This window comes from Weissella fangxianensis (genome assembly GCF_024718545.1).
GTDB classification, from domain to species: domain Bacteria; phylum Bacillota; class Bacilli; order Lactobacillales; family Lactobacillaceae; genus Weissella; species Weissella fangxianensis.
Genome location: NZ_JAMXDB010000022.1, coordinates 1 through 22,500, shown reverse-complemented (window position 1 = coordinate 22,500; position 22,500 = coordinate 1). Strand labels below are relative to the sequence as shown.

The following is a 22,500-nucleotide window of genomic DNA, read 5'->3' as shown; positions in this document are numbered from 1 at the left end:
CACGTTGACCCACATATAACCTAAAACGTTTCATATCGTTAGCAGTCAAAATATTTCTCTCTAGATAAATACTAAATATCCCCTATTTACCTCACGAAATAACGTAGAATATCATTTCCTGTTACCGCAATCATTAAAATAAATAATAATCCCACACCAACTAAGGTCACTGCTAATTCAGCTTTTTCTGGTACCGGACGTCTAATTATAGCTTCTACTGCATTCAACAATAACTTACCACCATCTAATCCAGGAATGGGTAACAAATTCATCATCCCCAGGTTCACTGACAACCAAGCCATAAAGGACACGATGGCTAATATTCCCATAGTACTTACTTCTGAAGTATTTTTATAAATAGCAACTGGTCCACCTAGCTTATTAAGTGAAAATCCTTGGACAAGATTCTTAATTGCTCGGAAAATCTGCGTCATCGATTGTGCGGTTGCTTGAAAACCATAGCGTAACCTAGCCCCCAAGGCAGTTGTCTGTTTAGAAGTCACGCCAATTTGGCCAATCCTCATCCCACCATTTTTAATACCCTTAGGAGTCAACGTCGTATGTTTCGTTTGACCATGACGTTCAAATGTCAATGAAACTTCTTTATCAGGCAATGTTTGAATCTTATTCTGCATACCTTGCCATGAATTAACTTTTTTACCATTGATCTCAGTGATTGTATCGTTAGATTTAATACCAACCATAGCTGCCGGCGAATCTTTGGCAACATGATCTACTGTAGTTGTGGAAACACCAGGTAACGTAAATGCCAGTCCAATAAACAAAATCAGAGTCAGCAAAAAGTTATTCATCGGACCAGCAAAATTGATCACCGCACGTTGCCATAATTTTGCTGATTCGATGTGCGTATCTCTTGGGGCAACTAACACGACTGTACCATCTGCCTCAACAGCTGAAGCATCGTGATCTACCGATAAACGTACTAACTCACCATCTTCAGGCCAATAACCTTCAATCACCATATCATCAACCAAATCAACTTGATTAACAGTAATTGTACGGCCACCCACCAACTCCTCTTCATCCGACAAATTAATGCGGGTAACCACACCATCAGTCAGAACAACAGTAATTGACATCCCAGGCTGAATCGTTTCTTCTTCAGTATCTGCACGACCAGCCATACGTACATAACCACCGACTGGCAAAATACGCCAAGTATAAGTTGTCCCATGACGTTGCGTTTGTAATAATTTTGGACCCATCCCAATTGCAAATTCGCGTACACGAACGCCAGATTTTTTAGCAAAATAAAAGTGACCAAATTCGTGAACAATCACGATGACTCCAAATACAATAATAAATGTAATAATTGCTGTCATTCCTTATCTCCATCCCAATCTAAGTAGGGTTAGTATACTATAAATCATAGTGTGACAAAAGGCGCTGTGAATTCGGCGTGTAACGTTGTTTACCCTATTACAGTTAAACCGAGATAACAAAAAAAGGCCGACGTTTAACATCAGCCTTTTGTCATTAACTTATTAAAAAACACCCAGTAAGTACATGATTGGCAAGACAATCAACATTGAATCAAATCGATCTAAAATACCACCATGACCTGGTAATACTGAACCAGAATCTTTAACATGGTAAAAACGCTTCAAAGCAGATTCAATCAAATCACCAAACTGACCAGCAACTGAAAGCAGAATACTGATTGCCAGCATAATCCACCAGCCGTATGCTTGTGGGAAATAATACGTATAAATCGCAGCTGCAATCACAGCAATGACACTACCACCAATTGAACCTTCCCAAGTTTTATTTGGTGAAATTGCCGTTAGTTTATGCTTACCAATTTGTCTACCAACCAAGTACGCGCCAGAATCAGTAATCCAAACAATCAAAAAGGCGTACATCAAGGTATCCAAACCAGCTTCACGTGCCGATACCATCATGCCAAATCCTAAACCAACATACATCATTGTTAATGTAAAGACACCCGCATCCTCAAAGTTAAACTTATTGCGAGCTACCACTGTATGTAATAACATCAAAATTATATATATATAAAGTAAAGAAGCAGGTTGTAATGTCGTTGGTAGATCAAGATTTTGCCAAATATCGTTTGGTAATGTCATGATAAATGCACCGAGCATCGTCAAGATGGCCCCAAAGTCAATCAACAATGTACGACGCATTAAGACAACTTCTGATGCAGCAACAACGGCAAGTACTGAAGCAGCAATTTGAATCCAGATATTACCGGCAATCAAAATGGGTATAAAAATTGCCAATGCTACCACTGCCGTGATTACCCGTGTTTTCATTATTTTATCTCCTATTTTTTATCACTTTTATTTTCTGCTAAACCACCAAAGCGCCGATGACGTGATTGATATATCATAATGGCACGCTTTAAGACTTCTGACGTAAAGTCAGGCCAATGTTCGTCCACAAAGACGAACTCCGAATAAGCAATCTGCCAAAGCAAAAAATTCGATAGCCGTTCTTCACCACTAGTACGAATCAATAAATCAGGATCAGCATACTTATTTAGTGATGCGGTCATCAAAGCTTGACTAAACCGCGTCTCATCAATATCTTCTGGCTTAATTTCACCATTTAATACCTGTTGGGCAAGTTCTTGCGCGCCGGACACAATTTCACTCCGGCCCCCATAATTCAAGGCAAAGTTTAAGACCATGCCCGTATTATTAGCCGTTTGCGCAATGGCATTTTTAACAGCTTTTTGTGTATAAGCAGGCAATTGATCGACATATCCGATAACATTGACGCGAATATTATTTGCAATTAAATCGGGTACAAAGGTATCAAAAAACTTTCCCGGTAGCTTCATTAAAAATCCAACTTCAGTTTCCGGACGTTTCCAATTCTCAGTTGAGAAAGCGTATAACGTTAAAACTTTCACTCCCAAATCACTGGCAGCTTTAGTAATATCTTTAACGACTTCCATGCCACGCTGATGCCCAGCAACTCGTGGTAGATTTTGGCCCTTAGCCCATCGTCCGTTACCATCCATGATAATCGCGATATGTTGTGGTATCTGCTGACCGTCCAGCTCGATGGCCTGTTTATCAGCACGTTCTTCATGTCGGTCATTAAAAAACACGATTTACCCTCCAAGATTCTAACAAATAATCACTATGAAATATAACACACTTCATAATCTTATACATTATACCAGTTTGCCACATAATATTTGCTTATTAACTATTACTTATCAAAAATTTTACTTGTACGATCATCAAACGCACCCGCTAATAATGCCTCAATGGTGTCAATAACCCCATTGTGGTTGTTATCATTAACTGCTAAATTATCAATACGTACTTTCATAAAATCCTCTGCGTTTGGCATAACAAAAGGATACTTCACATAACGTAACATCTCCAAATCGTTACCATTGTCACCAAAAGCCGCCATTTCTTCAGGCTTGATATCCCAAATTTCACCTAATTTTTCAAGACCAGTTCGTTTGTTTACACCTGGTGCTAGAATATCAACTGTTCCAAAACCAGAGCCAGTGGTATGTAGTTCTTCACCAAATTCTGCTCGTAGTTGTTGAATATATTGATGGACATCAATGCCTTGCTCCCAAACAAATGTAAAGCGGAAGATATTGTCATCAATATCTTTAAACTTCTCTACCTGGTGAACGATTGGATAAAATTGTTTTACCATACTAATGATTTCTGGTGTTGCATGGTTAGAAACATAGGCACCGTTATGACCTGACAAAACAATTAGGTTTTCCATTCCTGGGTTAACACTGTTATTCCAATCAATGACCCGATCGATTTGTTCACGGGTAATATTTGTTTCAGCAACCACCTCATCATGGTCCATAACTAAGGCCCCATTGTCAGAAACATAGGTGACACGGTCAGGATCAACAGGATTGAAATATGAACGAAGCATTTTGTATTGGTTACCACTGGCGGCTACAAAACGAATACCCTTAGCATCCAATTCATCTAATAAGTCTTCCATTCGTGCATAATCAAAAGTCCGATCATCACGCAATAATGTACCATCCATATCTGTTGCAATTAATTTAATCGTCATTTTTCAATTTTCTCCTTCAATCTAAATATCATTAATTTACTCAATACATAATTGGAAACAATTACAAATACATTTTGGATAATATTCCAAATCATATCATTTTGGTGTAGGATATGTACACCAAATAGCAAAATTAAGTATCCTACAATACCCGTTGCCAGACGTGCAAAGAAAAATTTAACCATTTCGAGTAAAATATTAGCAAAGCCCGTTGTTTGACTATCAAATACCCATTTACGATTGGTTAAATAGGCAAACAAAACGCTCAATATCCAAGCAAGAACATACGCAATGTTTATCGATAAATGCGACCAACGTGCCCCCGTATAGACCACAATATTGACGACAGTTGTCAGTCCCCCAAAAATCAAATACATAATTTGCATTCGATATTTACTTAGCATCTCAATTACTGTACGCATTTCGTTACTCCATTTCAATCAATTTACAAAATAACACTCAAAACATTATACCAAACTCACTCGAAAGCTGGTTAGTTTGCTACAATTATATAGACAGTTCTTACAAATTTAACTTAATGATTTAGGAAGGCATGATTATGAATCCAGAATCTCATGATAATGTATCTCGTTTAAAACAACTTAAAGAAAGTCCAGCAACGGAACGTCCTGGCAGTCGCCAAACACGATTACAGAAAAAAATTAAACACTCAGACATTCAATGGTTAGCCTTATTACTTTGTGTCATTTCACAAAATATTATCTGGTGGGTATATCCGCTCATCTATTCAAACAACCTGGCTGGGGGCCAATGGCAACACAATCCACTATTAATTACCTATAGTATTATCATAGCTATTGCGATATTTTTAACATTTAATCGTGGCTTTTCCCGTTGGATAAACTATGTGGTCATTTTATTCCCACTACTTTTCTTATACTTCTTGTATAAACAGTTCACCGGGCAACAAGTCATGCTACTAGCACTGTTACCCATCACACTACTACTAATAAACATTTCATGGTTAAGTTTACAAAATGTACTCGGTTTAATTTTATATTCAGGTATTGCAACTATCGTCATGCCTGTCGTTATTTTCTACCAACAAAATACATATTTAACACAACCATTTATCATTAGTTTATTACCGCTATTTTTCAGTTACCTCTACTTCATGAGTAGCGTCTTCGTCACACAAGGACGCAATAAACGATTAACGTCATTAATTTTCGGCGTTATCTTATTACTAAACGTCCTAAGCCTACCTTGGAATTTTTGGACGATCCTAACGATTATTATCATCATCTTTACATGGATGGTACTGATTAATTTCAATTTAAAACAACGTTATCGGATGGTATTCTTTACTATTCTACAAACATTGACCATCATGGTCATCTTTTTACAACAAAACTAAACGATACAATAAAGGTTCTGGAATAATATTAGATTTCAGAACCTTTTTCTTTTAAAAAACATATTAACGATTTATAATATGTTTATGGATGAAAAATTATCAGAGTTTTTTAAATTATTTTCAAATGTTCTACGACTAAAAATTTTAAAGATTTTAGCTGACCATGAACAGAACGTTTCAAACTTAGTTACAGCCACCGGCTATTCGCAATCAAATATTTCGCAACAACTAAAAATGTTAAAGCATGCCGATATTATCAGTTCTCACAAACACGGTAAACAAGTTTTTTACGTGTTAAAGGATGACCATATCCGTTCAATCATTGCGTTAGCGACAACCCACTTGGAGGAAAAATTATAATATGCATAATCATCACGAGCATGCAGCCGTTCCAAAAAGACAAGTCCCCTATTTAACTGGCATTATCCTAAATACTGCTTTTATCATTGCTGAAATGATTTTTGCGTACTACGCACATTCAACAGCGTTATTTGCAGACGCCTTACACAGTATCAGCGACGTCGCGTCACTAATACTGGCCTGGGCTGCTGTGGCTGTTTTTGGCTTGCGGGCCACGGACACTCACACGTATGGTTGGCATAACGCGACTATTCTAGCCAGCTTTATTAACGCGCTGTTCCTGCTAGTTGCCGTCTTTGTTATCTGGTATGAAGCAATTGTTAAGTTGCTAAACGGCGGTGCCGAACCAGCTGGTAATTTGATTATGATCGTATCAGCTTTTGGGATTGTCGTTAATTTTCTAGCAGCAAAATTTTTTGCTATGGCTGGTGATCATAAATCAGACATCAATGCAAAAGGTGCATATGTTCATCTAATGGCTGATGCTGGCGTTTCTCTGGGAGTTGTTGTGGCTGGTTTACTAACCATGCTAACCAAATGGTTCTGGCTAGACCCAGTTGTTTCCATCATTATCGGTATTGTTATCATTGTGTCATCATGGGATATTTTCAAACAATCGGTTCTACTTATTTTTAACGGTGTCCCTGAAAACATTGATGAAGTTTCCGTTAAAAATGCTATCCTGGATAATCCACAAGTCATCAGTTTACACGATTTGCATATTTGGGGTATCTCAACGACAGAAACTGCTTTAACCGTTCATCTGGTTGTTAAAGATCCAGGTGATATGGCGTTACTCTCTCATCTTGGTCACATGCTCCAAGATGATATGCACATTCAACATACAACGATTCAGCTTGAAAATAATATGCCGAACGAGCCATATAATGACATTTAATCAATAAATAAAAAGAGGTTGAGACATTGTTTTGTCTCAACCTCTTTGCTTTATTCAGATAATTCTAAAACAGCCACATATGGTAAACTTCGATAATATTCATTGTAGTCCATCCCGTACCCAACCAAGAACTCATCAGGTACTTGGGCCCCAATAAAGTCTGGTGTAATACCACCTGCCGTAGTGGACTGGCGCTTATCTGTTGCAACTGCAACATACACTTTTTCAGCACCGCGTGCTTCAAAGTCCGCCTTTAAATAGCGTAAAGTTAATCCTGAATCAACGACTTCGTATAATATGACAACTGTTCGCCCAGACAAGTCAACCTTTAAATCTCTTTGAATTGTAATATGACCAGTTGATTGATCACCAACATAACTAGATACATCAATATAATCCAATTCAATCCCGCGGTTCATAGCCCGCATCAAATCAGCCATCCACATGTAAGCGCCCTTCATGACACCAACAAATACCGGCCGCGCAACATCAACTAGTACTTCATTAATTTCATCTGCAACACGTTTCACCATTTGATCAATGTCATCTACAGATAAAACCGTTCGTGCTAATCTCATTTCAGACATGCTTATTATTCCTCATTCCAGATATCAAACAAGATAATAGTTTGTTCATTTGATGGGCCAACTGCGAATGTATATAGCGGTACCCCAATCAATTCTTCAACGCGCTTCAAGTAGTTCTCGGCATTGGCAGGTAGTTCTTCACGTGACTTAATACCCGTAATGTCTTCTGACCAACCCGGTAATTCCTCATAGATAGGTGTCACACGTTGCACATCTTTCAAGTTAGCTGGATAGTGCGTAATGCGTTGCCCATCTAATTCATAAGCCACCGCAAGCTTAACCGTTTCAAGTCCTGACAAAACGTCCAAACTATTTAATGATAAGTGGGTAAAGCCACCAATTCGAGCTGAATGACGAAGAACAACTGTATCTAACCAACCAATACGACGTGGACGCTTTGTAACAACACCATATTCATGACCAATTTCACGAATACGATCACCAACTTCATCAAATAGCTCCGTTGGGAAAGGACCATCCCCCACACGTGATGTATATGACTTAGCGACACCAACAACCCGCGTAAGCTTAGTTGGGCCGACACCAGCACCAATAGTTGCGCCACCCCCAACAGGTGATGATGATGTCACGTATGGGTACGTTCCTTGATCAATATCCAACATCGCACCCTGGGCACCTTCAAATAATACACGCTTTTGATCATCCAAGTATTCATTGATCAATACAGTCGTATCGACAATGTATGGCTTCAACTTTTGGCCATAATCAGCATACTCTGCTACTAATTCTTCAAGATCAAATGGTTCGTGATCGTAAATCTTTTCAAGGATTTCATTTTTTTCAGCAAGTACATTAGATAGACGCTCACGTAGCACTTCTTCATCCAACAAATCAACGACACGGATGCCGACACGAGCTGCCTTATCCATATATGTTGGACCAATACCACGGCCAGTTGTACCAATCTTGCCATCCCCCTTCTTGGCATCAGCCAAGCGATCAAGCAACATATGATATGGGAAAATAACGTGGGCACGATCTGAAATACGAAGATTCTCAGTCGTTACGCCCTTTTTTTGGATTTCATGTAATTCGTCTAATAGAGCCTTTGGATTGACCACACAACCGTTTCCAATTACCGCCAAGCGGTTTGGATTAAAAATACCAGATGGTACAGAAGACAATTCAAATTTCTGTCCATCAACATAAATGGTATGTCCGGCGTTATTACCACCTTGGTAACGCACCACCATATCAGAGTTTTGTGAGATAAAGTTTGTTATCTTTCCTTTACCTTCGTCTCCCCATTGACTACCAACAACTACAATCCCTGCCATAATGGCCTCCTATTTTTAAATTCGTCAAAACACGAACATTATCGACTTTTTCAACTCTTATTCAATTGTAGCAACAAACTTTATCCGTTTCAACGGTCTTTTGTTAAAAGTTCGACTTTTAATCATTCAAGCTGTTATATCCTACTATTTAAAAGATTAAAAACGATTTTTTTAAGTAATAGCATATAAAATAAGCACAGGATACGAACATCCTGTGCTTATAATTATTATTTAGCTGATTTAATCGCTTTATGAATTTCCCAATAAATATTCGGAACCAATGATAAGACAATTGTAATTATCCAGGCCATACCACTTAATGGAACAAAGCTAAACAATGTCTGCGTCACTGGCAGCAATACTAGAAGAATTGTCAATATTGTTGCCAATCCTGCCATCATTACTAACATGGGATTAGCGCTAAACTTAATCTTGAACATCGACTCTTCACTACGGATATTAAACACGTGCAGAATTGAAGTCAATGACAATACAACAAAGGCCATTGTTGATCCTACGGCGCTATCATGAGTATAAACACCATAACTTTGTGCTAGCAAACTAACTGCAGCAATTAAGATAACATTGATAACAATTCTAGTTCCTAAACCATTCGCAAATAGACTATCCTTAGGACTAACAGGGTCTTGGTTCATCACATTATCATGAACTGGTTCACGACTAAGGGCAAATCCAGGCAATCCATCGGCAACCAAGTTAATGAACAATAGTTGTGTGGCAATCAGTGGTGATCCCCAGCCAAGTAAGATAGCACCAATGATAATAATAATCTCTGACATGTTAGCACTCATCAAGAAATTAACAGTCTTACGAACATTACCATAAATACCACGACCAGTTTCAACGGCACGAACGATACTTGCAAAGTTATCATCCGTCAAAACAATTGCTGATGCTTCACGGGCAACATCTGTTCCTGTCTTACCCATTGCAATTCCAACATCTGCACGACGTAGGGCAGGCGCATCATTCACTCCATCTCCAGTCATAGCAACAATGTCCCCACGTTTTTGCCATGATTTAACGATTCGGATCTTATCCTCTGGGGTTACACGGGCATAAACAGCATACCGATCAACATTCTTATCAAGTTCCTCATCAGACATTTTATGCAATTCTGAACCTGAAAGAGCTAAATCATTTTCACCTAAAATACCAATTTCACGTGCAATTGCACTAGCAGTGACCACGTGATCACCAGTAATCATAAGTGGTTTAATACCTGCGGCACGGGCCTCAGCAACAGCCTGTGCTGATTCTGGTCTTGGTGGATCAATAATTCCAACCAATCCCAATAGGGTCATACCTTGTTCTAATTCATCTGCGGTTGGTTCCATACTAATTTCAGGTAACTTAACAACGCCGACAGCGATAACACGTAAAGCATTTGTACCAAACTCTTTATTTATCTTAATTGCTTGTTCATGCATCTCTGTTGGGAACTTAGGCAACAAGACATCAAATGCCCCTTTGGTAACTGCTAGATAACCATCTTCAACACGATGAACTGTTGTCATTCGCTTTCGAGTTGAATTAAATGGTAGTTCATAGACCTTTGGATATTTGTTTTGCAAAGCTTCATATTCAGAATACTCACCGAGTGCATTAACCATCGCAACTTCGGTTGGTAAACCAGCTATTTCATCATCGGGTTTCGTCACATTGGTTGATAATGCCCCAAACTTTAATACATCAGGGGTTTGCTCAACTAACTCCTCATCATGGTAAACATGATCTGTTTGTGCTTCCCAAGCTCGACGAACAGTCATTTTATTTTGTGTTAGCGTACCCGTCTTATCAGATGCAATAACCGTTGCTGAACCTAATGTTTCAACGGCCGGTAGATGACGAACAATCGCCTGACGCTTAGCCATCTTTTGCACACCGATTGCCAATGTAATCGTCACGATAATCATCAACGTTTCTGGCACAACGGCAACCGCTAATGATACAGCAGTCATAAATAATTCTAGTAATGGTTCTCTAGATGCAATCCCTAATCCAATGACAATCAAGGCTGCCAAAATAGCAATGACACTTAAACGCTTACCAAGTTGGGCAAGTCTAATTTGTAATGGTGTCTGTTCACGTTTTTCATTACCTAATAAGCCGGCAATTTTACCCATCTCAGTCTGCATACCAATGGCGGTAACCACACCCGTTCCGCGACCGTTCACAACGGCCGTTCCACGATATACATGATCTAAACGATCTCCTAATGAGTCATCTTCGGAAGAGATTTCCGTCTCATCTTTTTCAATGGCATCACTTTCTCCAGTTAATGCAGATTCTTCAACTTGCAACTCACTTGTTTCAATTAATTGCGCATCGGCAGAAATTTTTTCACCGTTCTCGAGAACTAAAACATCACCCACAACAATATCGGCAATTGGAATCGTAGTCACTTTGTTATCACGCTTGACAGTTGCCTCGGCATTTTCTAGACCCTTTAAGGAGTCTAGCGCTGCTTCAGCTCGCCCTTCTTGATAAATAGATAGTACTGAATTGATAATGACAATTCCAATAATTAACAGACTTTCAAAATAGTGTCCGTCACCCTTCATAAGCGATGTGATTAATGAAATAACCGCAGCAATTATCAAAATAATTGTTGCCACATCACTTAAACTACGCTTAATTTTTGACCATAATGGTTCTTTTGGCGCTTCGCTAAATTCATTTGTTCCATATTTATCTCGTGCTTGTTGCACCTGGGCTTCTGTCAACCCTGTTTCCACATTGGTTGACACATGATCACTTGGTAACTTATCTTCCATAAACTCTCCTTTTGTTTCATAAAAATTTCGTATGCCTTATGTGTATAAGTTTACCAGATATTAGTAATTTTGTAAATTTTTAAGTAAAAACGTAACTTTTAAGGTAGAAGAGAGCGTGACAAAAATTGGTTTGAAGCGGGTGTGTAACGTAGTTTGCGCCATTTTTTAACACAAAAAAGTGGTTAAGACATTTTTGTGTCTTAACCACTTTATACTTAATAAACATTAATCATTATCAGCAAACTCCGCTTGTAACGTTGCTTGCTCTTGACGATACTGCTGGATAATTCGGTCAGTTAGTCCAGGTTCCAATTGATCAAGCATGACACCTAAAGTTTTCATAGCTTGTTCATAATCATAGCCTGTTTCATAGTAATACCGTGCTTGCTGCGTTGCCTGAGCCACTGCAGGGTTATCACGATATAATAGTGCTTTACGAACCAAACGTTCAGTAACTGTCGCCGCTTCAATCAATTCATCTGTTCGTTCTTGCAATGTATCTAAGTCCGCTGTCACAATACTCAATTGTCGTAGTGCATCATCAACATTGACGCGCGCCATATTAAGTTGTTGCTTAACACGCTCTAATTCATCACTCACTGAATAAAAGATTGATAGATAAGTTTCTGGTAGTCCTGGTAAACCTTGGCGTTCGAATGATCGCTGAATCAAACGTAACTTATCTGACAACAAAGTTACCCGTTTCTTTGACTGTTCCAATTGTCCTGGCAACTCTTGATATATTTGCCAGCGTGCAACTTGTTCACGTTCAATTCGTTCAAGATCCTTCTGGATGGCAACTTGTTCACTGATTAGGTTGGAAAATACAGCCTCATGACGTGAAATTTTATGTTTAAGTTCCTCAAAATTGACGGTATCATTTGATAATTGAATTTCCCAAGTACGAATTTGACCGACTTCATCTTTTGAAAATACAAAATCTTGGTTCAAACGATCTAAACGGGCATATAATTCATGATTTTGCCGTTTATTGTGAGCAAGGTAGCCGGTCAAGTTCTCATTATTTTCCCAAACGGTTTGGGCAGCTTTCGCTTCTTTATCAAAAGTCTCATATAAGAGTTCTGTACGGTCTTCCATCCGCGTAATCTCTTCTGAAACTTTTTTGAGCGTTAACTCTTTCAACAACTCCAAAGCTGCTTCTAATTCTTCGCGAATATTTGTCAATTCCTTCTCAATATTCGTTTCAAACCTAAACCCTTCAGCAGACATCTTGTTATATGCATCTTGCAATTCTGATAACTGACCAGGAATTTTATCATCCAACTTATTAAAAAGATCAGGTATTTGCTCAATACGTTGTTCCAATTGGTTGGTTTCCATGCCTAAAGTTTCATAGATACCAGCAGCTGTTGCATGATCACCGGCCTCGGTCAGACGAGCAAACTCTGCAAAGTCATCTTCTAACGAACCTAATATCTCTTCCAACTTATCAATTGCTGGTCCAAATGCAAAATTTTGCGACAATAGCACTTTTCGTAGCTCTTGATATTTACTCTCTAAGTCCTTAACTGCTTGTTTATGAGCAGCATCCATTTGTTCTAAATCACTTAAACCCTGGTTCACAACATCAATGATTGCTTCTGCATCACGAATTTGTTGCTGGAGATTTTTCATTCCTTGCGCAGTCTTTAAGAAATTTAACCCCTGCGAATCAAATAGTACGGTATTTGCTTTTAAATCAATATTGTTAAACTCGTTTGTTTCCAAATGGTTATACTTTGCTTCCAACAATTGAAATTGCTTCAAAGACTGTCCCGTTAAGCTCAACTGTCGCCCTTTAACTAACCGATCACGCATTGGAATCTCAGCCAATTGGGCTTTCTTTTGAATTAACTTATTAACTTTTCGCGCTGTCAACCGTTGAGAGACAAAGATAATCAAATAAATGGCTGCTACTACAATGATTAAGCCAATTACAATATGTCCAATCTGTGTCATACTCTTTTATCTGGTGATCAATTATCACCATACTCCTAACTATCGGGAATTCTAATAAGATTAGCGTACCACGTGACTTCTATTACATGTTAATTTTTTACATTTGTTTAGACTTTATTTGGTGTTCTTTAACCTTTTTTAACTTATTCTACTATTTTTTTGTAAAAATAAACAATTTATAGACATTTTAAAATAGCAAAAAAGCCAAGGCAATTGCCTTGGCTTTTTTATTGTGTACCCACAAACCAGTAAACGAATAAAAATTATCCGATACGGTTGTAGTACTCAACGATAAGGGCTTCATTGTATTCGTGATCCAATTCAGCACGCTCTGGTTCGCGAACCAAAGTTCCCTTTAATGTATCTTTATCAAATTCAACGAATGGTAGAGTTCCAGCTTGTGCTTCAACAGCAGCTTGGATGTACACATTCTTTTGTGACTTCTCACGAACTGAGATTTCTTGTCCAACACTAACTTCGTATGAAGGAACATCCAAACGCTTACCATCAACTAAGATGTGACCGTGGTTAACAAGTTGACGAGCTTGTTGACGTGTTGTAGCCAAACCTAGACGGTAAACCATGTTATCCAAACGACGCTCTAGCAATGACAAGAAGTTGTCACCGTGAGTACCCTTACGAACCTTACCTGCCTTCAAGAACAAGTTGTGGAATTGACGTTCTGTCAAACCGTAAGTATAACGTACCTTTTGCTTTTCTGCTAATTGAATACCATAATCTGATGGCTTTGAACGACGGCCGGCACCGTGATCACCAGGTGCATAATTACGGTTAGCAATTTCCTTACCAGTACCTGATAGTGAAACACCAAGACGACGTGACAAACGGTACTTAGGACCAGTATAACGTGACATATTTAAATGTCCTCCAGAATTTTTTATTTTGTTGAATTCTAGAGAGTTGCCTCACATTCGTGCAATTCACCCAAACTTTCACCGCTGCAGCGCGGGTACTAGCGTGTTCTCCTCCATAATTGAAACGGGTCGGTAAATTGTTGACGAGCTTGCGGACAACCCGCTGCAGTTTTCAACACTTCAAACAGTTTACCAAAATATGAAACGATAAACAAGTGTTTAATCATAATCCCATTTGGTTAGCCATGAACTTATCATGATTTTTCCATATAAAATTCAAACCGTGAACCAACGTATTGGGTTTGAACATATTCAAATGGCGTTCCTTTGGCGTCATAAGTAATTTGACGCAATACCAAAACTGGATCACCCCGTTTAATTGCTAAATATTCAGAAATTCTTTCATTAACAGCCGCGGCAGTCACTGTTTGTTGAGCACGGCCAATTTGCAAGCCACGCTCTTCAGCAAGCGTTCGATACAGTGAATCAGTTAAGTCATTTCTTGATAAACCTTCAATAAGTGACTCGGGAATTGCCGCCACTTCAAAGGCAATCGGTTCGTCGTCACCATAACGAACACGTTCCATGCGTAACACCCGTGCATCTGACGATAGCTGCAATTGTTCCTGTTCTGAATTCGTTGCGCGTCCGACATGAAAACTAACCGTCTTTGAAGTCGCTTGTTTCCCCGCATCTGCCATTAAATCGGTAAATGATGTAATACCATTCAAATGCTCCTGTACCTTTTGTTCAGATACGAACGTGCCAGAACCCACACGTCGTTCTAAAACGCCCTCATCTACTAATAACATAATAGCTTGGCGTAATGTCATACGTGAGACGCTGAATTGATCCGCTAATTCACGTTCTGCTGGAATTCTATCACCAGGTACCCATCGTCCTGCATCTATTGCTTCATGGATTTCATCATGAATTTGAATATATACCGGAGAACCCATAGTCTCTACTCCTTTGTTTCAACACCGTCTTGCTTTGAAAAGCGACGGCCCATACTGTATGTCGTTTTTAATTCAGTTAGATCCGAGTTAAAGACATTTAAATCAGCATCCTTGCCAATTGCTAAGGTTCCTTTGGTATCAAGTCCAAATTCGACCGCCTGATTAACTGATGCCATCTGAATAGCTTCGTGAATAGTAGCTCCCGTAAAAGCCATGATATTTCGGAAAGCATCGTCAAATTCCAAAACAGAACCAGCTAAAGTACCATCCTCTAAACGTGCTTGCTTATCTTTTACCCAAACTTTTTGACCACCAAGCTCAGATTCACCATCACCAAGTCCTTTTGCCCGCATTGAATCGGTAATCAAATCAATGCGATGGGCTGACTTCAATTTATATGCCACATTCACCATATCAGGGTAAACATGGAAACCATCAACAATCAACTCAGTACGAATATTATCTTCAAGCATGGCATGACCAGTTACCCCCGGTTCACGATGAGCCATTGGTCGTTGCGCATTATACAAATGTGTAATGTGACTAGCCTTTGATTGCTTTTGCAAAAAATCACGGGTCGCATTTGAATGACCAATCGAACCAATAATATGATTATCAGCCAGGTAATCTTCAAATTCAGCGACATTTTCGGCCTGTTCTGGTGCATAAGTAATCAAACGGACACGGTCACCCGATAATTCATGCCATTTCTGTACCAATTCTTTACTAGGTGCAATGATATATTTTTCTGGTTGCGCACCCTTAAAGTGCGGATTAATAAATGGTCCTTCAAGGTGAACCCCGACAATTGCCGGCTCTTGTTCAGCGGCTTCATTAACAGCTGTCATCGCCTTGGAAATATTATCAACCGATTGCGTCATTGTAGTGGGGAAAACGGCTGTGATACCTTCTGAAATTTGACCATGAACCATCTTAACAATGTCAGTCGTTTCACCATCCATTGTGTCGAAGCCATAAGCACCATGTGTATGAACATCAATAAATCCTGGCACGATCACTTGTCGATCAGCACGAATCAATTCGTCCGCCGAAGTTGCAACGAGTTCTGACATTGGCCCCATTGCTTCAATTTGTTGGTCAAATCGAATGTAAGCATCATTTATCACTGGTCGTTCAGCTTCTCCAGTATAGATTGTTGCATGTGTTAAAACTTTACTCATGGTATATTCCCCTTATTTCTTCAATGACACTAGCGGATAGCAACCGCCTGAAGTTAACTTCTAGTCATCTTCAAGTTTACACGGTCTAGACCGATTTTTCTAGTCAGATACTTTACGTCCAATAAAAAACACAGCTTGGCCACTGTATCGCAAACTGTGTTTCATATCATTTAAATCTATTCACGTTCATTAGTCAGCAGCCAAAGCATCGATCGGATTCAACTTTGCCGCGCGACGTGCTGGCAACAAAGCCGCCAAGAATGAAATAATTAGCGCTAATATCAAAGTCGTCACCACATTACCAAACGAAATCTGAATCATATCAAATTTTGCAATCTTATATAAGGCTGCATTCATTATTGCTCCGATACCATAAGCTAATACGACAGATAGAACAAAACTTGCCATACCAATTAACAATGATTCTGAAGTGAATAAACGACGAATGTCTTTCTTACTCTCACCTAGCGCACGCAAAATTCCAATTTCTTTTGTACGTTCTGAAACTGACATAAACATTGTCACAATAATCATCAAGGCTGAAACAATCAGTGAGATAGCCGCAATAGCAGCCAACACGTTTGTTGCCAATGTCACGATGGTATTGATCGTATCAAGAATTGATCCAACTGTAATGGCTGAATATAGACGTTTATTATCATCGTCCTTCAACTTATTAATCGCTTTTTGGAAAGGCTTCACATCGTCTGGATTAGCTACCCGAACTGTTGCAAATAAGGCATTGGTTGCAGCACCGGCTTCTTTATAGGCTGAACGCACTGTCCGATAGTTAACAACGTTAGCTGTTCCGGCCTTATCGGCATCGATGACACCAGATACTTTCAAATCTTTCGTAATGTTTACCGGTGTACGACCATCCTCTTTCACGGTTGTCCAAGAAACCGTCATTGTCTTACCAACAACTGACTGCCAGTCTTTCGTATTAAATTTCTTAGCAACATTCTTCTTATCAACTAAGATTTCATTCTTACCTGGCACGTGACCCGCTTTAATTAACTTCTTCTGGTACGTTGCTGACCAAGTTTGCACTGTCCCTAGACTATAATCTTGGTCTTGCAATTTCGCCTTCACACCAGACATTTGATAACCTGGTTGCACATTTTTCGCACCTTTAACGTGCTTGATTTGCTTCATTTGGTCATCATTGATCATTTGTTTTTCAATATCAACGGCACCACCACCAGCACTTGCTTGACCAACACCGGAATTTTCGTCCTCGTCATCTTGATGACGAGTAACTGTAATTGCCGTTGGATTTGCTAATGAATTGACCTGATCATCAATATAAGCCTTGACACCATTTCCTAACCCCGAAAATAGCATAACAGCAAATAATCCAATAGCAGTTCCTAGCATAATCAATGAATTACGCCAAAAACTGAAGGTCAAATGCTTATAAGCATTTCGATATGACGCACTAGCTGGTAACGGACGATCAGTCATCCGGTTATCGTTTTCTGGCACGTCATATGCCTCCCGCAAACGCTGATCATCATCAATTTGCCCGTCCGCCAAATGTACGATACGTGTACCGTGCTCTGCAACCTCTCGCGAATGCGTAACGGCAATAACTAAGCGGCCTTCAGCAGCAATTTCATCTAAAATTCGTAAGACATCAGCTGTATTCTCTGAATCCAAAGCCCCAGTTGGCTCATCAGCAATAATGACCTGTGGATCAGAAGCTAATGCACGCGCAATGGCAACACGTTGCTTTTGTCCACCAGATAACTGGTTAGGATGCTTTTTGATTTGTCCAGCTAATCCAACTCGTTCCAGTAATGAAGTCGCATGCTTTACCTTCTCAGCCTGTGATAGTGGGGTCATTTCTAGCGACACCATCACATTCTCCAAAACTGATAGATGGCTAATCAAATTATATGATTGATAAATATAGCCAATTGTTCCGCGTCGATATTCATCAAGTTGCTTTTCTTGTTTGTGATCTAAAAGTTGACCGTCGTTGGTCACAGACCCTTCAAACTCACGATCTAACCCACCGATGATATTCATTAGAGTTGACTTACCACCACCAGATTCACCGAGAATTGAAACAAATTCTCCTAGTTCAAAATCTAGATTGATTCCCTTTAAGACGGGAAACTCTTCTTTACCAAGATAGTACGATTTTTGTATATCTCGTAACTCTAAGTACGCCATTAATTTTCCTCCGGCTTCCATTTACGGTGCAATTTATGGTACTTAGTTTAACCTTTACGACAAACTAACGTCAAGGAAGTGAGGTCTAGCCTTTAACTTCTTAAAATAAAAAGCACATCAATACTTACAATTAGATCTGTCATAAGCAAATGATGTACTTTTTCTAAATATCTACATAATTTTTTCAAGGGTTTCCAGGACACCATCGTGATCACTATCTTTAGACACCACATTATAACCGCGACCAAACAAACGATCATCAGAATTTGGCATGATATAAACCTGACCGGCCAGTTGCATCATTTCCAAATCATTCATGCCATCCCCAAAGACTGTTAAATCTTCAGGTGTTAAATCAACTTGATCAATCAACATTGACAAACTCGTTGCCTTGTTGACGCCTTCGGCTAAAATATCAACGGTTCCATAGCCCGACGTTGTTGCATGTAATGGCAAGTTATTATCGTCAATCAGAGCAATTGCTTCTTCAGAATGGATTGGCGGGAAAATACCCGTAACACTAGTCAATGATTCTGAGATATCAGTTAAATGATCAACTGTCGCCATATTAGGATAAACCTGTGCCATGTAGTCTTGCATATTTTCAGGTAATTGTTGCAGTCCTGCCAGGTTATACATATTGTCAGCAGAAAAGGCAATGACACTAATCGTTTCAAAAGTATCACTAATTAAAATATCTTCTAATTTTTTTAATGCTGATGCATCGATATTTTGCACATGCAACTTATCTGACCCCTTAACACGCCATGTCGCACCATTTCCAGTAACCAAATGCATGCGGTCAGCTAATTTTCCAAATTTATTACGTACCCAGTTTTCATCGCGACCTGATGCAATTGCAAACTGATCACCTCTTTTATCAAGTTGATCCAAAATGGCCGAAAAACGTGGCACATTAAATTGACGTTCTGAATTTAAAAATGTTTGATCTAAATCTGTCACAAATAAGCGTGTCATCCTATTTCTCCTTATGCAATATTTTATAGCGCTGCTTTAACTGCTTGTTGAACAGCTACCTTTTCTTCCTCAACTAACGCTACACGACTAGCAATAACATTAATATCCATTGTAATTTCACGAGTTAGTCCTGGTGTTTCTAACTTTGGTTCAAAGAAAGCTTTAAATTCTGCCAGACGTTCAACTGTTTTAAAAATGCGAGCAGTCACCGTAATATACGTGGTGAACTCCATGTCACCACCAACTGTCTTTTCAAGCCATGCCCAATCATCGCGAATCCAATCCCAAGCTAATTGTTGACCAGCATCATTAGCAAGGACGCCTTTATACCAACCACGTAAGTCTTGAGGCTTAATTGTTTCACTATCTTCAAAGTGTCTAACGATTTGTTCTAGCAACGCTCTATCTGACGTCTTAGTTAATGCAGCCATGATATCACGTTGATAACCACCATCTGAGGTTGTCCGATAGTCAGTCAATAATTGGTCAAACAATGCTTGGCTACCATAGTGCTTAACTTCATTAGCAAGAACGATTGCCCGAATGTCGGCTGGCAATTGTACAAGTGCCTGTTGATTTTGTTGTACAAGTTCGTGGGCTGATGCCACTGCATTTTTATTTTCGGCAAACAAAGCTGCATCGGCAATCACTGGTCGACTAACTTGATCATCAATGGTCTCATTGGTCTTTTTATGCCAACCCAAACGATCAAATTGGTTCGCGCTTAGTGTATCTACTAATTGTTGCAATGATTTTTCTTCAGGAGAACCCGATGCCACAAATTTTTTCAAATTACCAACCACTTGATAAAGAGCTGTGTTCACAACACTTGATTTGCTCATTGCAAAGCTCTTTAATAATGGCACCACCACTGCATACGAAATTTGACGACCCTCAGCTAACAAGCGCAAATCTTGCAACAATTGTAGCTGCGTAATGGCACTTAATCCATCAACATGATTTAAGATATCTTGCAATAATTCTGGCTCGTAATTAACAATAAAATGCGCCGTATTGTCAACATTTAAGCGGAATGGTGTTCCAGCATTTTTTCGTAAGTCTTCATAATCGCCAAGTTCTAATGTCTTAGTAACCATTAGTTCTGGCAATGCTGAATAATTACTATTCAAAGGAATTTGCCATTGGCGATCTTGATCAGTGCCATCACCAATAAAGAATTGTTCTTGGGCAAGGGTTAATTTACCGTCAACCACACTAACATTAACAACTGGGTAGCCAGGTTGTTCTAGCCACGTAGCCATCATTGCTGTTAAATCGATTCCAGCAGCTTTACCAAGCGCTGCCCACAAATCTGCTCCTTTGGCATTTGCAAATTTATGTGTTTCAAAGTAATCTTTCAGACCACGACGTAAGGCATCGTCCCCAATCAACGAGCGAACCATCACTAACATACGTGACCCCTTCGCATAAACAATGGCAGCATCGAAAATAGCATCAATTTCGGCTGGCTTTTCAACTTGGACATGGACAGATTGCACACCGTCAGTAGCATCACGCTGCAATGCCGAAGCGGCTTCTGACGTTTGGAATAGCTCCCAAATATGCCAGTCTGGTTGTAAGGCATCAATTGCCACGTACTCCATCATGTTGGCAAAACTTTCATTTAACCACAAATCATCCCACCATTGCATCGTCACTAAATCACCGAACCATTGGTGAGCTAGCTCATGCGCAATAACTGTTGCCACACGTTGTTTCATTTCCACCGAGGCATTGTCGGCATCAATAGCTAAGTAAGCTTCACGGTAAGTTACTAAGCCCCAATTTTCCATCGCTCCGGCAGAAAAATCTGGCAAGGCTAATTGCCATGAGTGTGGCAATGGATATGGTGTTTGATAATAATCTTCGTAAAACTCAATCGAACGTTTTGCAATATCCAAGGCAAAATCTAATTCGGCTGGTTGATGAGCTTTTGTCGCAAATACCCCAATCTTTACACCACTGTTGGTCTCAGTTAACTTACTTTGCATCTCACCAAAAGCAAAGGCAACTAAGTATGTTGACATCTTAACCGTTTGGGCAAAGTAGTGAACACCATCAACGACACGTTCCTCAGGCATATTTGCGATAATCGTTTCATTTTCATGTTCATCATATTTAATCGCTAATGAGAAAGTCGCTTTAGCAGCTGGTTCGTCAATACTTGGAAATGCTTGACGGGCAGCAGTTGTTTCAAATTGTGTCCCAATCAGTTGCTTTTTTTGACCACCGATTTGATAGTATGACGGATAAATACCCATCATCGTATCCGTCAATGGCGCTGTATAATCAACCACGATGGTCATTTCACCTGGCTCTGGTACAGTAAACGTCAGTGTCTCATCCGTATCGTTAGTCGTTGCGATAACTGTCTGACCATCAACGGTGACATTATTAATCGACAAGAACTTTTGATTTAAAGTAATTGCTGTTTGCGCTGCAGATCCTTTGATCGTTGTTTTACCAACAATGACTTTTGTTTCTCGATTAATATCTAAATAAATATCATAATGAGTTGGTCGAAATACGTCGCCCAAACGCTTTCCTTCTACCATAAATCCCTAATCCCCTTTTTATGTATCGTACAATATCAAATTGATTGATAATATTTTAGCTGCTTTCATTTTATCATAGAGTTATGGTAAGTGTACTTGCTGATTGTCTACGCAGAGCGTGACCTAAAACGTCTTGAAGTCGGTTGTAACGTGGTTTGCGACATTTTTGGCCGTAGCAACGCGTAGGACAAGAATGGCGTAAACCTCGTTACATTGAGACTTCAGTTTTAGGGAGCGCGTTTACACATAGCGTAAACAAAAACGGTTTGAAGTCGGTTTTTATACATTGCAAGCAAAAAAGGACTGACAGAAATCTGTCTGAACTGAACCCCGTAAGTTGGAGTAATTTCCAAAACTTACGGGGTTTTACTATGTTTTCAAAAGAAGTACAAATTGAAGCTGTCACAATGTATCTACAAGGTATTCCGCCTTATAAAATACGG

At 39.4% G+C, this 22,500-nt stretch carries 18 protein-coding genes; 3 read left to right on the top strand and 15 right to left on the bottom strand.

What is annotated here, in order from left to right:
• Window positions 1-86 precede the first annotated feature (86 nt).
• The 5 genes from rseP to NGR58_RS06700 form a co-directional block, all read right to left on the bottom strand.
• Window positions 87-1,343, bottom strand: coding sequence for an RIP metalloprotease RseP (gene rseP, locus NGR58_RS06720; RefSeq protein ID WP_258088824.1), 1,257 nt, complete (start codon window positions 1,341-1,343; stop codon window positions 87-89).
• A gap of 162 nt (window positions 1,344-1,505) precedes the next feature.
• Window positions 1,506-2,294 carry a phosphatidate cytidylyltransferase gene (locus NGR58_RS06715; RefSeq protein ID WP_258088823.1) on the bottom strand — a complete coding sequence of 263 codons (789 nt, stop codon included), beginning with the start codon at window positions 2,292-2,294 and terminating at the stop codon, window positions 1,506-1,508.
• A gap of 11 nt (window positions 2,295-2,305) precedes the next feature.
• Window positions 2,306-3,097: an isoprenyl transferase gene (locus NGR58_RS06710; protein WP_345791604.1), complete on the bottom strand. Its 792-nt coding sequence runs from the start codon at window positions 3,095-3,097 to the stop codon at window positions 2,306-2,308.
• A gap of 104 nt (window positions 3,098-3,201) precedes the next feature.
• Window positions 3,202-4,053: a Cof-type HAD-IIB family hydrolase gene (locus NGR58_RS06705; RefSeq protein ID WP_258088822.1), complete on the bottom strand. Its 852-nt coding sequence runs from the start codon at window positions 4,051-4,053 to the stop codon at window positions 3,202-3,204.
• Window positions 4,050-4,475: a GtrA family protein gene (locus NGR58_RS06700; RefSeq protein ID WP_258088821.1), complete on the bottom strand. Its 426-nt coding sequence runs from the start codon at window positions 4,473-4,475 to the stop codon at window positions 4,050-4,052. The genes NGR58_RS06705 and NGR58_RS06700 overlap by 4 nt, the downstream gene beginning before the upstream one ends.
• Window positions 4,476-4,612: 137 nt before the next feature.
• Here NGR58_RS06700 and NGR58_RS06695 point away from each other — a divergent pair, with 137 nt between their 5' ends.
• The 3 genes from NGR58_RS06695 to NGR58_RS06685 all read left to right on the top strand — a co-directional run bounded on the left by NGR58_RS06695 (window position 4,613) and on the right by NGR58_RS06685 (window position 6,689).
• The gene (locus tag NGR58_RS06695; RefSeq protein WP_258088820.1) at window positions 4,613-5,431 is read left to right on the top strand and encodes a hypothetical protein; all 819 of its coding nucleotides are present in this window, start codon (window positions 4,613-4,615) and stop codon (window positions 5,429-5,431) included.
• An 84-nt stretch (window positions 5,432-5,515) separates the two neighbouring features.
• Window positions 5,516-5,791 (top strand): ArsR/SmtB family transcription factor, encoded by a 276-nt coding sequence (locus NGR58_RS06690; protein WP_165845881.1) that lies wholly within the window; start codon window positions 5,516-5,518, stop codon window positions 5,789-5,791.
• Window position 5,792: 1 nt separating this feature from the next.
• Window positions 5,793-6,689, top strand: a complete 897-nt coding sequence (locus NGR58_RS06685) for a cation diffusion facilitator family transporter (RefSeq protein ID WP_258088819.1) — start codon at window positions 5,793-5,795, stop codon at window positions 6,687-6,689.
• A 50-nt stretch (window positions 6,690-6,739) separates the two neighbouring features.
• Here the strand turns inward: NGR58_RS06685 and NGR58_RS06680 are convergent, their stop codons facing one another.
• The 10 genes from NGR58_RS06680 to NGR58_RS06635 form a co-directional block, all read right to left on the bottom strand.
• Complete coding sequence (locus NGR58_RS06680) at window positions 6,740-7,276, bottom strand: phosphoribosyltransferase (RefSeq protein ID WP_258088818.1); 537 nt, start codon at window positions 7,274-7,276, stop codon at window positions 6,740-6,742.
• A gap of 5 nt (window positions 7,277-7,281) precedes the next feature.
• A complete protein-coding gene (locus tag NGR58_RS06675) occupies window positions 7,282-8,574 on the bottom strand; it encodes an adenylosuccinate synthase (RefSeq protein ID WP_258088817.1) in 1,293 nt (430 codons plus the stop codon).
• 227 nt (window positions 8,575-8,801) lie between these two features.
• Window positions 8,802-11,372, bottom strand: coding sequence for a cation-translocating P-type ATPase (locus NGR58_RS06670; protein WP_258088816.1), 2,571 nt, complete (start codon window positions 11,370-11,372; stop codon window positions 8,802-8,804).
• A 225-nt stretch (window positions 11,373-11,597) separates the two neighbouring features.
• On the bottom strand, window positions 11,598-13,331 hold the full coding sequence (locus NGR58_RS06665) for a septation ring formation regulator EzrA (protein WP_258088815.1): 1,734 nt from the start codon (window positions 13,329-13,331) through the stop codon (window positions 11,598-11,600).
• Between the two features lie 263 nt (window positions 13,332-13,594).
• The gene (rpsD, locus tag NGR58_RS06660) at window positions 13,595-14,206 is read right to left on the bottom strand and encodes a 30S ribosomal protein S4 (RefSeq protein ID WP_258088814.1); all 612 of its coding nucleotides are present in this window, start codon (window positions 14,204-14,206) and stop codon (window positions 13,595-13,597) included.
• A gap of 254 nt (window positions 14,207-14,460) precedes the next feature.
• Window positions 14,461-15,165, bottom strand: a complete 705-nt coding sequence (locus tag NGR58_RS06655) for a GntR family transcriptional regulator (protein WP_258088813.1) — start codon at window positions 15,163-15,165, stop codon at window positions 14,461-14,463.
• Between the two features lie 5 nt (window positions 15,166-15,170).
• Window positions 15,171-16,346 carry an N-acetylglucosamine-6-phosphate deacetylase gene (gene nagA, locus NGR58_RS06650; RefSeq protein ID WP_258088812.1) on the bottom strand — a complete coding sequence of 392 codons (1,176 nt, stop codon included), beginning with the start codon at window positions 16,344-16,346 and terminating at the stop codon, window positions 15,171-15,173.
• 189 nt (window positions 16,347-16,535) lie between these two features.
• Entirely contained in the window at window positions 16,536-18,524 is a 1,989-nt protein-coding gene (locus tag NGR58_RS06645) for an ABC transporter ATP-binding protein/permease (RefSeq protein WP_258088811.1), read from the bottom strand.
• Between the two features lie 171 nt (window positions 18,525-18,695).
• Complete coding sequence (locus NGR58_RS06640; protein ID WP_258088810.1) at window positions 18,696-19,502, bottom strand: HAD-IIB family hydrolase; 807 nt, start codon at window positions 19,500-19,502, stop codon at window positions 18,696-18,698.
• A 23-nt stretch (window positions 19,503-19,525) separates the two neighbouring features.
• Window positions 19,526-22,057, bottom strand: a complete 2,532-nt coding sequence (locus NGR58_RS06635; RefSeq protein ID WP_258088809.1) for a M1 family metallopeptidase — start codon at window positions 22,055-22,057, stop codon at window positions 19,526-19,528.
• Between the last annotated feature and the right edge of the window lie 443 nt (window positions 22,058-22,500).

Bases quoted from the DNA above. Each gene is read 5' to 3' on its own strand.
- NGR58_RS06715 (WP_258088823.1), bottom strand. From the start codon at position 2,294: ATGAAAACACGGGTAATCACGGCAGTGGTAGCATTGGCAATTTTTATA.
- rpsD (WP_258088814.1), bottom strand. From the start codon at position 14,206: ATGTCACGTTATACTGGTCCTAAGTACCGTTTGTCACGTCGTCTTGGT.
- NGR58_RS06665 (WP_258088815.1), bottom strand. From the start codon at position 13,331: ATGACACAGATTGGACATATTGTAATTGGCTTAATCATTGTAGTAGCA.
- NGR58_RS06685 (WP_258088819.1), top strand. From the start codon at position 5,793: ATGCATAATCATCACGAGCATGCAGCCGTTCCAAAAAGACAAGTCCCC.
- NGR58_RS06680 (WP_258088818.1), bottom strand. From the start codon at position 7,276: ATGTCTGAAATGAGATTAGCACGAACGGTTTTATCTGTAGATGACATT.
- NGR58_RS06695 (WP_258088820.1), top strand. From the start codon at position 4,613: ATGAATCCAGAATCTCATGATAATGTATCTCGTTTAAAACAACTTAAA.
- NGR58_RS06670 (WP_258088816.1), bottom strand. From the start codon at position 11,372: ATGGAAGATAAGTTACCAAGTGATCATGTGTCAACCAATGTGGAAACA.
- NGR58_RS06675 (WP_258088817.1), bottom strand. From the start codon at position 8,574: ATGGCAGGGATTGTAGTTGTTGGTAGTCAATGGGGAGACGAAGGTAAA.
- NGR58_RS06635 (WP_258088809.1), bottom strand. From the start codon at position 22,057: ATGGTAGAAGGAAAGCGTTTGGGCGACGTATTTCGACCAACTCATTAT.
- NGR58_RS06705 (WP_258088822.1), bottom strand. From the start codon at position 4,053: ATGACGATTAAATTAATTGCAACAGATATGGATGGTACATTATTGCGT.
- rseP (WP_258088824.1), bottom strand. From the start codon at position 1,343: ATGACAGCAATTATTACATTTATTATTGTATTTGGAGTCATCGTGATT.
- NGR58_RS06640 (WP_258088810.1), bottom strand. From the start codon at position 19,502: ATGACACGCTTATTTGTGACAGATTTAGATCAAACATTTTTAAATTCA.
- nagA (WP_258088812.1), bottom strand. From the start codon at position 16,346: ATGAGTAAAGTTTTAACACATGCAACAATCTATACTGGAGAAGCTGAA.
- NGR58_RS06690 (WP_165845881.1), top strand. From the start codon at position 5,516: ATGGATGAAAAATTATCAGAGTTTTTTAAATTATTTTCAAATGTTCTA.
- NGR58_RS06645 (WP_258088811.1), bottom strand. From the start codon at position 18,524: ATGGCGTACTTAGAGTTACGAGATATACAAAAATCGTACTATCTTGGT.
- NGR58_RS06700 (WP_258088821.1), bottom strand. From the start codon at position 4,475: ATGCGTACAGTAATTGAGATGCTAAGTAAATATCGAATGCAAATTATG.
- NGR58_RS06655 (WP_258088813.1), bottom strand. From the start codon at position 15,165: ATGGGTTCTCCGGTATATATTCAAATTCATGATGAAATCCATGAAGCA.